Consider the following 11,272-nt stretch of genomic DNA (forward strand, 5'->3'; position numbering starts at 1 on the left):
GATCACTCATCGAGGTCTCGCAGATCGGGTTTCGCCACCCCGGCCTTCGGCAGCGTGAAGTAGAAGGAGGCCCCTTCGTCGAGCCGCCCCTCGGCCCAGGTCCGCCCGCCATGGCGGTCCACGGCGCGGCGCACGTTGGCAAGACCGATGCCGATGCCCTCGAACTCCTCGTTGCGGTGCAGCCGTTGGAACACCCCGAACAGCTTCTTCTCGTAGGCCTGATTGAAACCGACCCCGTTGTCCCTCACGAAGAAGAGGGTTTCGGTGGGGCGGTCCTGGCAACCCACGGCGATGCGCGCCGGTTCCCGCCCGCGGGAGTATTTGATGGCGTTCGACAAAAGATTTTGCAGAATCAGCCGCATCATCACGGGATCGCCGCGCACGGCGGGCAGCGGGGCGATCTCCCATGCGATGGCCCGGCCTGCGGTGTCGGGCGCCAGCGTCTCCCGCACCTCCGCCACCAGGACGTTCATGTCCACGGAGACGGGCGTCAGCTCGCTGCGGCCCATCTGGGAGAAATGCAGCAGATTGTCCACCAGCGTGCCGGCGCTGTTGGCGGCGTCCACGATGACGCCCAGATAGCGCTTTCCGGTGGCGCTCAACTGGTCCGCCTCCAGCTCCTGCAACAGTTCGGCGTAACCGACGATGTGGCGGAAGGGAGCCCGCAGGTCGTGGGAGACGGAGTAGGAGAAGGACTCCAGCTCCTTGTTGGAGCGCGCCAGTTCCCGCGACAGGGCGGCCAGCTCCTCCGCCTTGCGCAGCACGATGCCGATGACGGCGTGGCGCAGCGCGGCGGCGGTGTCGCGCTCCGCCGCGCTCCAGGGCAGCGCACGGTGGCGCACCGTCTCCTTCCAGGTCTCGAAGGAGGCGCGGGGGTGCAGGCGCTGCCCGTCGCGGTCCAGCGGCTTGCGCGGGTCGCCGCCCCAGCGGACGGTGCGCACCACCTCGGGCCGGAACCACAGGACGTAGCTGGCGTGCAGCTTCGACACGGCGATGGCCAGCAGGCCCGCCGCCTTCCCTGCGAAGTCCGCGGCGGGCGGGTAGAGTGCGGACAGGCTGTCCGTCTCGAACTGCTCCGGCTCTCCCTGGGCGGACAGCCAGTCCACGAGGCCCCGCACCTGCTCCTCCGTCGGGGTGTCGCCGAGGAGTGTGCAGTGCCGCTCGAACACGACGGCGGCCCCGGTTGCCCCGGCGAAGCGCAGCAGGTCGTCGGGATGCTCGGTCAGGCCGGCAATGAAAGGATCGGCCTGGGCCATGGCGGCCAGCAGCCGCGCCTGGATGGTCTGCAGGGCGATGCGGTGCTCCGCGTCGCGCCGGTCCTCCACGGCGGCGATGCGCACCGACAGGATCTGGGCGATGAGGTCGCAGGCCGACCTCACGGCGTAGGACACCGTCCTCGGCTCGCCGTGATGGCAGGACACCAGCCCCCAGAGCGACCCGTGCAGCAGGATCGACACGGACATGGAGGAGGCGGTCTCCATGTTCCGCATGTACTGGACATGGACCGGCGACACGCTGCGCAGCACGGAGAAGCTGAGGTCCAGCGGCTCCGTCCCGGCGGAGACCAGAGGCACCGGGGCGTAGCCGGCGTCGGGGATCAAGCGCTGGCGGTTCAGCCGGTACAGCTCCCGCGCCTGGGCGGGGATGTCGGATGCCGGAAAGCGCAGGTCCAGATAGGAGGGCAGCCGCCCGTTCCCGTCCTCCGCCACCACCGTGCCGTGCCAGTCGGCGTCGAAGCGGTAGATCAGCACGCGGTCGAAGCCGGTCAGGGCCCGCACCTCGTGCGCGGCGCAGGTCAGGAGATCCTCCGGCGTGTTCAGCGCGTCCAGCCGTTCCAGCGCCTCGCGCATGCGGGGGTAGACATGGTCGAGGAGGTTGGCCTCGATCCCGTCCAGCCGCTCCAGCTCCAGGATTACCGTATCGTGAACGGCGTGGGCGAGAAGCTGATGAAGGCCCGCATCGGGCAGATCGGCTATAGCCACCGGCACCGGACGGGACGGCACCGGACCGGAGGCGAGGAAGGAGCGGACCGGATCGGCGATGTGCGGGTGCAGCGCCCGGTCCAACGGCTGCCCCAGCGCGCGATCCGGCGGCAGGCAAAGCGCCGGGGCGGCGTTGGCGCTGGCCTGGGTCAGAACGGGGTTGGGGCCACCGCCGGAGAAAGCCAGCAGCACACCGTGAGGCTGAATGCTGCCCGGAACATGGATCGGTTCCCGGCTGCAAGCATCGAGATCCAAATCAACGGCGGTCATGACGCCGGTCCTCAGGATGACGCTTGCATCCGCGGAAAAGACAATCCAATAGGCCGCTCCTTGATGTCATGGTCGGCGCGCCGTTCATTCAATGAATTCAGACAGGCCCCAATGCCTGACGTGGCGCGCAGCAGTTTGGTTATCAACCACGGGAGACTTAGACAATACCACTTCAGAACAAGGACATAAGCGGTTCGCCATATAAGCGGCCCTCCGCTGCGCGCAATGCGGGAAATGGAGGCAGGGCGCGATACAAGGGAGCGGCGGAGGCCATTCCCGCCAATGGAATTTTCCCGCCGGACCACGTAAGATTCCCCCCCGGGCATCAGGGCGGGTGGAAGCGGACCCGGCGGACGGAAGGCAGGCAGGGGTGCATCGGAACGGAATCGACGCCGCGCGGCTGGGCACCGCGCGATGCAGCAGTTGCGCCATACGGGACCTCGTCCTGTTCGGCGACCTGCGCGACCCGGACTTCGACCTGATCCACATCCCCATCGACGAGTTGCGGTTCCCGCCCGGCGCCACGCTCTACAGCGCGGGGGAGGACGGCGGCTCCCTCTACACGATCCGCAGCGGGCTGGTGAAGCTGGTCCAGTTCCTGCCGGACGGCACGCAGCGCATCGTCCGGCTGCTCCGCCAGGGCGCCGTGGCCGGGCTGGAGGTGCTGGTCGGCAAGCCCTACGAGCACACCGCGGTCGTGTTGCAGGAGGCGGAGACCTGCCGCCTGCCCCGCGCGGTGGTGGAGCGGCTGAGCAAGGAGACTCCGCGCCTGCACGCCCGCCTGATGGAGCGCTGGTACCAATCCCTGCACCAGGCCGACGAATGGCTGACGGAGCTGTCCACCGGCAGCGCCCGGCGGCGGCTGGCCCGGCTGTTCCTGAAGCTCGCCGCCGACCGCCCGGACGAGCCGGTCCTGCTGTCGGGCCGCGAGGATCTGGGCGCCATGCTCGGCGTCGGCATGGAGACGGCCAGCCGCACCGTCGCGGAGTTCAAGCGCGCCGGGCTGGTGGTCGAACAGGCGCCGAACGTCTTCGCCTGCGACCTCCCCGCGTTGGAGGCGGTGGCGCTGGACGGGTAAAAGGCGTTCCCCCCTCCCCACAAAAATCAACACCCCACCCCCGTCCGTTTGCGGATTCGCAAAGGCAGCGCCGCGCCGTCTCCCTAGCCTGCGGGGATGGCCCGCCCCCTGCCCCGCCCTTTGCCCATTTGTCCGCGGGCCGAACCACGGACGAGCATGATGAGCGTTTCCACCACCGAACCGCCAACCGCCTCCCAACCCGCCGCACCCGCGCGCAAGAGCAGCCTCTACGCCAAATACAGCAAGATCTATCCGAAGTCGGTGGCCGGCACCTTCCGCCGGCTGAAATGGCTGACGCTGATCCTTCTGCTGGCCCTCTACTACGTCACGCCCTGGATTCGCTGGGACCGCGGCCCCAACGCGCCGGATCAGGCGGTGCTGGTGGATCTGCCGGGCCGCCGCCTGTACTTCTTCTTCATCGAGCTGTGGCCGCAGCAGGTCTATTACCTGACCGGCGCGCTGATCCTGGGGGCCATCGGCCTGTTCCTGGCGACCGCGCTGGCGGGCCGCGTCTGGTGCGGCTACGCCTGCCCGCAGACGGTGTGGAGCGACCTGTTCCTGTGGGTGGAACGCCGGATCGAGGGCGACCGCGGTGATCGCATCCGGCTGGACCATGCGCCTTGGTCCCTGGCCAAGCTGTGGAAGAAGACGGCCAAGCACGCCGCGTGGCTGCTGATCGCGCTGGCGACCGGCGGGGCCTGGGTCTTCTACTTCAACGATGCCCCGACCCTGGCGCTGGAGATGCTGCGGTTCGAGGCGTCCTCGAACGTTCTGCTGTTCATCGGGCTTTTCACCGCCACCACCTATCTTCTCGCCGGGCATGCGCGCGAGCAGGTGTGCATCTACATGTGCCCCTGGCCGCGCTTCCAGGCGGCGATGCAGGATGAGGAAAGCCTGACCGTCACCTACGAGGACTGGCGCGGCGAGGGCCGCGGCCACCTCAAGCGCTCGCAAAGCTGGGAGGAGCGCCGGGCGGACGGGCTGGGCGACTGCATCGACTGCGGGTCCTGCGTCCATGTCTGCCCGACCGGGGTGGACATCCGCAACGGCCCGCAGCTCGCCTGCATCGGCTGCGGCCTGTGCGTGGACGCCTGCAACGACGTGATGAAAAAGATCGGGCGCCCCGGCGATCTGGTCCGCTTCGACTCCCTGAACGCCCAGATCGCGCGGAGCGGCGGCGCGAAGCCGGTGTTCAAGCCGGTCCGTCCCCGCACCATCATCTACACGCTGCTGCTGACCGTCGTCGGCGGGATGATGGCCGCCGGGCTGGTGCTGAAGCCGAAGGTGGACGTGAACATCCTGCGCGACCGCGCCCCGCTGTTCGTCACCCTGTCCAACGGCGACATCCAGAACGCCTACACGGTCAAGGTTCTGAACATGACGCGCGAGGCCCAGACCTACCGCCTGTCCTTCACCGGGCTGCCCGGCGCCGTGCTGTCGGTGGCCGGCGGCGAGGGCGAGGCGTCGGAAGGCTCCGTCCAGGTCCAGGCCGATCCCGACAGCGTGGGGACCCACCGCGTGCTGGTCCGCGTGCCGAAGGAGGCGCTGCGCCAGCCCTCGACCCCTGCCGCCTTCGTCGTCACCCGCCAGCCGGACGGGCTGACCGTCCAGCACGAGACCGTCTTCCTCGCCCCCTGACCCTGTCCAATCCATTCGACCGATGGAGGTTGCGCCATGAACTTCGACACCACCACCTACATCGCGCTCGCCGGCGCCATCAGCGTGTTCGTCGTGACCATCGGCGTCTTCGCCTTTTTGCTGACCCGCAAGGGCAAGTGACGGCTTCCCCTTCGAAGCGGGCGTCCGATCTTCGGGCGCCCGCTTTCCGCCGGGCGCTTGGAGAGCTTGCGGAAAGACCGGGGTGAGGTTGCCTGGAGTGCCGGACCTGTTGCATAACGCCCTTCGGCGGGAGATTTCCCCAAGAACGGCGTCGTGAAGGTTCCATCCATGGAAGTGCTGAGATTCTCGCCGGAGGATTTTTCCCATGAGCTTCTGGCGCTCGAAGTCGCCAAGCTCATCAAGGACGAGACGCCCCCGGCCAAGCCGCTCACCTTTCACGCCTTCTGGGACGGAGCGCTGAACGAGAAGCACCTCATTTCGGTGAAAAGCTGCTACCTTTTCAATGGGCGCGGGCGTGAAAACAGGATCGTCCTCTGGACGAGGAACGGCGTCGACAATGAATATCTGAGCGAAATCGGGAAATACGCCGAGATACGCGCCTTTTCCGAGCGCGACGAGTGCCGCGGCACCTTTCTTGAGGGGTACGATTTCGGGCGGTCGATCGACTCTTCCTTCTATTCCGATATCGTCCGGTACATCCTGCTCTACAAATACGGCGGCGTGTGGTTCGACCTCGATTGCCTGTTCCTGAGAAGCGTCATGCCGCTCCTGAATCAGTTTCCCGGCAAGATCCTGGCCTACCGGTGGGAGCAGAAAAACTACCCCAACGGCGCGATCTACATCTCCCCCACGCCGTTCTCGGAGGCGATGAAGGGAAACATCGAATTCATTCAGAAACGGGGTTGCGGCTGGGGCTTCCAGCAGGCCGGTCTGGTTTACGACACGCCAATGGACATTCTCGTGCTTCCGTGCCCCTGGTTCGACGCCGGATGGATCGAGAACCCCGTGCTTCACTTCAACAGCTTCATGAAGGCATCGCCGGTCGAATACACTCTCGACACCTTCTTTCCCGGAGCCTTCTGCTTCCATTGGCACAACAAGTGGTTCGATGCCATCGAACCATCGAGCCCGATGGATCGGCTTGCCAGGGACATCGACCGCAGGCTGTCATCGGGGAATTGATCGGCACCGCGATCTTCACCGCCCGCTCATGTTGAAGCCCGGACGACGAACGGGAAACGACGGATCGGGGATGCTCCATGACCACCACCACGCTGGCCGGAAGTGCCGACCGCCTGGAAACCGGTGGCTGGGCGGCCAGCAGCAACGTCTGGAATCCGGGAGGTTACCGGAACGGCAAGGACTTCAAGCAAACCATCGCCATTGACGAGGCCGCGTTCCCGAATGGGACCGCAATCCGTTGGGACTGGCCCTATGACAGCCGGCGCGCCCTGACCTACGAGAATTACCCGGTGCGGGCCTATCCTGAATTGACGCACGGCGTCAATCCATGGAACGGCGTGGCGTCCACCAGCACGGACCTGCCGGCACGGATTACCGACCTGCCAAACTTCGATGTCACCTACGAGGTGGGCCTGACCGGGGCCACGAACCTCTACAACGTCGCGGTCAGCCTGTGGATCGGCGACGACCCGGCCAAGGGGATCGATGGGGTCACCGACGAGGTGATGGTGTGGCTGCACAGCGGCTACTTCACCCCCGCCGGGGAGCCGGTCGCCACGCTGACCGACGCGCAGGGAGACGCCACCTTGTGGAACGAGCCCGTCTTCAGCGGCGGGGTGGACGGCAACCCCATCGACTGGGAATACACGGTCCTGCAATACGGCGACGACCGGCTGGCCGGGACGCTGGACCTGGACGGGTTGCTGGACGAGCTTCAGGACCGGGGAATCGTCAGCGGGACGGACTGGATTCTGGGACTCCAGTTCGGTGCGGAAGTCGCGGCGGGCGTGGGGTCGATGACGATCGAGCAGTTGGCGGTGGATTTCACCGCGCCACCGGCCCCGGCGGGGGTTGTGACGCCGCCGGAGCCGGTGATCGGGGTGGTGCCGACGGTGTGAATGGGGGAGTGGTCGTGTTGGGCCCCCACCCAACCCTCCCCCACTTCGCGGGGGAGGGCTCTGTCCCCTCCCTCACCGAAGGTGGGGAAGGGTTAGGGAGGGGGCCCGAAGAAACCACTGGCGCCCCAGCGCAACCAATCCCCCTACCCGATCAGCCCGCCAGCGACTTGCCGGCGGCGCCCAGATCGGCGAAAGCCTCGTCCAGGCGGCGGACCATGCCCTGCTCGCCCAGGCGCAGCCACTTGCGCGGGTCGTACAGCTTCTTCAGCGGCTTGCCCGACTGCGGGTCGATCTGGTGGCGGAAGGCCGCCTGGTTCTCCAGCACGAAGCCGCCGATGGACTCGGCGAAGGCGAACTGGGTGTCGGTGTCGATGTTCATCTTGAACACGCCGAAGCCGACCGCCTGGGCGATCTTCTCCTTCTCCGAGCCCGAGCCGCCGTGGAACACCAGCGCCAGCGGCTTGGCGCCGCCGCCGTGACGCTCCGCCACCAGGGACTGCGAGGCGCCGAGAATCTCCGGACGCAGCTTCACGTTGCCCGGCGCGTAGACGCCGTGCACGTTGCCGAAGGAGGCCGCGACCGAGAAATGGCCGATGGGCGACAGCTCCTCATAGGCGCGCAGCACGTCTTCCGGCTGGGTGTAGAGGTGGGCGTTGTTGGCAGCGTCCAGATCCTCCGACCCGATGCCGTCCTCCTCGCCGCCGGTCACGCCCAGCTCGATCTCCAGGCTCATGCCCAGCGGGGCGAGGCGCTTCAGGATGCGGGCGCATTCCGACAGGTTGAAGTCCAGCGACTCTTCCGACAGGTCGAGCATGTGGGAGCTGAAGAGCGGACGGCCGGTGCGGCGGAAATGCTCCTCGCCGTGGCCGATCATGCCCTCGACCCAGGGGATCAGGCCCTTGTTCGCGTGATCGGTGTGCAGGACGACGCAGACGCCGTACTGCTCGGCCAGCAGATGGACGTGCTGGGCCGCGGACACGGCGCCCAGGATGCGGGCCTGGAGCGCGTCCTTCATGCCTTCACCGGCGTAGAAGCGGGCGCCGCCGTTGGAAAGCTGCACGATCACGTCGGAGCGGTTCTTCGCCGCCGCTTCCAGCACCGCGTTGATGCCGTTGGTGCCGACCACGTTGACCGCCGGCAGCGCATAGCCGCCGTCCTGGCAGGCGGCGATCAGCGCGCGGTAGTCCTCTCCGGTCACGACGCCGGGCTTCAGTCGGGTCGGGGCAGACATGGGTGAATTCCTCCCTCGGAAAAAAAACTGCCTTGAAACGTTGGTTCAAACGTCGGTCCGAGCGTTCGGCCAAGCCCCATATGGGCATGGGACCGGCGAACGCCACGCGCTCTTTTTGCCATTTCCGACGCCGGAACGCTGCAAAAGACTTGCCGGGAGCCCCATCCCACGCATGTGACCAAAAGACCCGCCCCCGCCGAGGAGACGAGACCCGATGACGGCATCCGGAAAGACGCTGCGCTCCCGCGCCTGGTTCGACAACCCGGACAACCCGGACATGACCGCTCTCTATTTGGAGCGCTACCTGAACTACGGCCTGACGCGGGAAGAGCTGCAATCCGGCAAGCCGATCATCGGCATCGCCCAGACCGGCTCCGACCTCAGCCCCTGCAACCGCCACCATCTCGTGCTGGCCGAACGTCTGCGCGAGGGCATCCGCAGCGCGGGCGGAATCGCCATCGAATTCCCCGTCCACCCGATTCAGGAAACCGGCAAGCGCCCCACCGCCTCGCTGGACCGCAATCTCGCCTATCTCGGGCTGGTGGAGGTGCTGTACGGCTACCCGCTGGACGGGGTGGTGCTGACCATCGGCTGCGACAAGACCACCCCGGCCTGCCTGATGGCCGCGGCGACGGTGAACATCCCGGCCATCGCCCTGTCGGTCGGCCCGATGCTCAACGGCTGGTACCGCGGACTGCGCACCGGCTCCGGCACCATCGTCTGGCAGGCGCGCGAGATGATGGCCGCGGGCGAGATCGACTATCAGGGCTTCATGGAGCTGGTGGCCTCCTCCACCCCCTCCACCGGCTACTGCAACACCATGGGCACCGCCTCGACCATGAATTCCCTGGCGGAGGCGCTGGGCATGCAGCTTCCCGGCTCCGCCGCCATCCCCGCCCCCTACCGGGAACGGCAGCAGATGGCCTATCGGACGGGCCTGCGCATCGTGGAGATGGTGCATGAGGACCTCAAGCCCGCCGACATCCTGACGCGCGACGCCTTCCTGAACGCCATCGTGGTCAATTCGGCGCTGGGCGGCTCGACCAACGCGCCGATCCACCTCAACGCCATCGCCCGCCACGTCGGCGTGCCGCTGACCGTGGACGACTGGCAGACCCATGGGCTGGACGTGCCGCTGCTCGTCAACCTCCAGCCCGCCGGGGAGTATCTGGGGGAGGACTTCCACCGCGCGGGCGGCGTGCCGGCGGTGGTGGCGCAGCTCATGACGCGGGGGCTGATCCGCGAGGACGCCGCGACCGTCAACGGGCGGAGCATCGGCGACAATTGCCGGAACCGGATCATCGAGGACGCGCAGGTCATCCGCCCGATCACCGACCCGCTGAAGGAGAAGGCCGGCTTCGTCGTTCTGCGCGGCAACCTGTTCGGCAGCGCGATCATGAAGACCAGCGTGATCTCGCCGGAATTCCGCGACCGCTACCTGTCCAACCCCGACGATCCCGACGCCTTCGAAGGGCCGGTGGTCGTCTTCGACGGGCCGGAGGACTATCACCGCCGCATCGACGATCCGGCGCTGGGAATCGACCCCTGCACCATCCTGGTCATGCGGGGGACCGGCCCCATCGGCTATCCGGGGGCGGCGGAGGTGGTGAACATGCGCCCGCCGGCCCACCTCATCAAACAGGGGGTGCATTCCCTGCCCTGCCTGGGCGACGGGCGGCAGTCGGGCACCTCCGGCTCCCCCTCCATCCTGAACGCGGCGCCGGAAGCCGCGGCGGGGGGCGGGCTGGCGATCCTGCGGACCGGCGACCGCATCCGGCTGGACCTGCGCCGGGGCACCGCCGACATGCTGGTCCCGGAGGCCGAGCTGGCCGCCCGCCGCGCCGCGCTGACTGCCGCCGGGGGCTACGCCTTCCCGGCCTCCCAGACGCCCTGGCAGGAGATTCAGCGGGTGATCGTGGACCAACTCGACGAGGGGATGGTTCTCAAGCCGGCGGTGAAGTTCCAGCGCGTCGCCCAGACCCGCGGCATCCCGCGCGACAGCCATTGATAGAGGTCACTGAAGGAGAGCGGCATGGAGATGGAGGCCCACTGCGTGTGGAAGGCGGACGCGCGGCTTGGCGAGGGGCCGCTCTGGTCGCCGTCGCGCGACGCCCTGTTCGCCGTGGACATCCGCGGGTCGCGCCTGCTGCGCTACACCCCCGCCGACGGGCAGGGCCGGGACTGGCCGCTGGACGAGGCCGCCTGCTGGCTGGTCGAGCGGGCGGACGGGAGCGGTTTCGTCGCCGGGCTGCGCTCCCGCCGGCTGGTCGGGCTGACCCTCGACGGTGACCGGCTGTCGGTCGGGCCGGACCTCCTGCGGCTGGAGGAGGGCAGGCCCGGCAACCGGCTGAACGACGCCATGGCCGACACGGCGGGACGCCTGTGGGTGGGCAGCATGGACGACGCGGAGAAGGACGCTTCCGGCGCGCTCTACCGCGTCGGGCCGGACGGTTCCGTGGCGCGGGCGGACGAGGGCTACACGGTCAGCAACGGCCCGGCCCTGTCCCCGGACGGGCGGACGCTCTACCACACCGACAGCCCGTCCCGGACCGTCTACGCCTTCAGCCTGGCCGGCGACGGCACCCTGTCCGGCAAGCGCGTCCACATCCGCTTCGGCGAGGAGGACGGCTATCCCGACGGCATGACCTGCGACGCGGAGGGGCATCTGTGGGTGGCCCACTGGAGCGGCGGGCGGGTCAGCCGTTTCCGTCCGGACGGAACGCTGGAGCGGGTGGTGCGGTTGCCGGTGTCCAACGTCACCTCCTGCGCCTTCGGCGGGCCGGGGCTGGACCGGCTGTTCATCACCACCGCCGCCCAGGATGCCCCCTCTGGAGAGCCCCTGGCCGGCAGTCTGTTCGCCTGCGCGCCGGGCGTCGCGGGGCTTCCACCCGGGCGGTTCGGGGTGCCCTGAGCGGACAGGGCAATCGCGCTTGATATCCCCTCTCCCGGGGCGGGAGAGGGAAGGGGCCCGCGCGAAGCGTGGGAAGGGTGAAGGTAAAACCGAGAATCA

The 11,272-nt window shown here is 68.0% G+C and carries 8 protein-coding genes; 6 read left to right on the top strand and 2 right to left on the bottom strand.

Features of this window, described 5'->3' with window-relative positions:
* Window positions 1-2 precede the first annotated feature (2 nt).
* On the bottom strand, window positions 3-2,252 hold the full coding sequence (locus tag DS843_RS26540; protein ID WP_149471835.1) for an ATP-binding protein: 2,250 nt from the start codon (window positions 2,250-2,252) through the stop codon (window positions 3-5).
* A 370-nt stretch (window positions 2,253-2,622) separates the two neighbouring features.
* On the opposite strand from DS843_RS26540, the gene DS843_RS26545 reads away from it, so the two are divergent.
* From DS843_RS26545 to DS843_RS26560, 4 genes are all read left to right on the top strand, one after another.
* Entirely contained in the window at window positions 2,623-3,330 is a 708-nt protein-coding gene (locus tag DS843_RS26545; protein ID WP_149471836.1) for a Crp/Fnr family transcriptional regulator, read from the top strand.
* A 159-nt stretch (window positions 3,331-3,489) separates the two neighbouring features.
* On the top strand, window positions 3,490-4,968 hold the full coding sequence (gene ccoG, locus DS843_RS26550) for a cytochrome c oxidase accessory protein CcoG (protein ID WP_149471837.1): 1,479 nt from the start codon (window positions 3,490-3,492) through the stop codon (window positions 4,966-4,968).
* A 309-nt stretch (window positions 4,969-5,277) separates the two neighbouring features.
* A complete protein-coding gene (locus tag DS843_RS26555) occupies window positions 5,278-6,132 on the top strand; it encodes a glycosyltransferase (protein WP_149471838.1) in 855 nt (284 codons plus the stop codon).
* A 77-nt stretch (window positions 6,133-6,209) separates the two neighbouring features.
* Complete coding sequence (locus DS843_RS26560) at window positions 6,210-7,031, top strand: GH12 family glycosyl hydrolase domain-containing protein (RefSeq protein WP_149471839.1); 822 nt, start codon at window positions 6,210-6,212, stop codon at window positions 7,029-7,031.
* 151 nt (window positions 7,032-7,182) lie between these two features.
* Here DS843_RS26560 and fbaA read toward each other — a convergent pair whose 3' ends face one another.
* Window positions 7,183-8,262: a class II fructose-bisphosphate aldolase gene (fbaA, locus tag DS843_RS26565; protein ID WP_149471840.1), complete on the bottom strand. Its 1,080-nt coding sequence runs from the start codon at window positions 8,260-8,262 to the stop codon at window positions 7,183-7,185.
* A gap of 214 nt (window positions 8,263-8,476) precedes the next feature.
* Between fbaA and DS843_RS26570 the strand changes: the two genes are divergently transcribed.
* Both DS843_RS26570 and DS843_RS26575 read left to right on the top strand, forming a co-directional pair.
* Window positions 8,477-10,270, top strand: a complete 1,794-nt coding sequence (locus DS843_RS26570) for an IlvD/Edd family dehydratase (RefSeq protein WP_149471841.1) — start codon at window positions 8,477-8,479, stop codon at window positions 10,268-10,270.
* A 24-nt stretch (window positions 10,271-10,294) separates the two neighbouring features.
* Window positions 10,295-11,173: an SMP-30/gluconolactonase/LRE family protein gene (locus DS843_RS26575; RefSeq protein ID WP_149471842.1), complete on the top strand. Its 879-nt coding sequence runs from the start codon at window positions 10,295-10,297 to the stop codon at window positions 11,171-11,173.
* Window positions 11,174-11,272 lie beyond the last annotated feature (99 nt).

The organism is Roseomonas genomospecies 6, from assembly GCF_008365375.1.
Lineage (GTDB): Bacteria > Pseudomonadota > Alphaproteobacteria > Azospirillales > Azospirillaceae > Azospirillum.

What these genes read in the sequence shown, in the direction of transcription:
- DS843_RS26555 (WP_149471838.1), top strand. Translation starts at nt 5,278, where the DNA reads ATGGAAGTGCTGAGATTCTCGCCGGAGGATTTTTCCCATGAGCTTCTG.
- DS843_RS26560 (WP_149471839.1), top strand. Translation starts at nt 6,210, where the DNA reads ATGACCACCACCACGCTGGCCGGAAGTGCCGACCGCCTGGAAACCGGT.
- ccoG (WP_149471837.1), top strand. Translation starts at nt 3,490, where the DNA reads ATGAGCGTTTCCACCACCGAACCGCCAACCGCCTCCCAACCCGCCGCA.
- DS843_RS26575 (WP_149471842.1), top strand. Translation starts at nt 10,295, where the DNA reads ATGGAGATGGAGGCCCACTGCGTGTGGAAGGCGGACGCGCGGCTTGGC.
- DS843_RS26570 (WP_149471841.1), top strand. Translation starts at nt 8,477, where the DNA reads ATGACGGCATCCGGAAAGACGCTGCGCTCCCGCGCCTGGTTCGACAAC.
- fbaA (WP_149471840.1), bottom strand. Translation starts at nt 8,262, where the DNA reads ATGTCTGCCCCGACCCGACTGAAGCCCGGCGTCGTGACCGGAGAGGAC.
- DS843_RS26540 (WP_149471835.1), bottom strand. Translation starts at nt 2,252, where the DNA reads ATGACCGCCGTTGATTTGGATCTCGATGCTTGCAGCCGGGAACCGATC.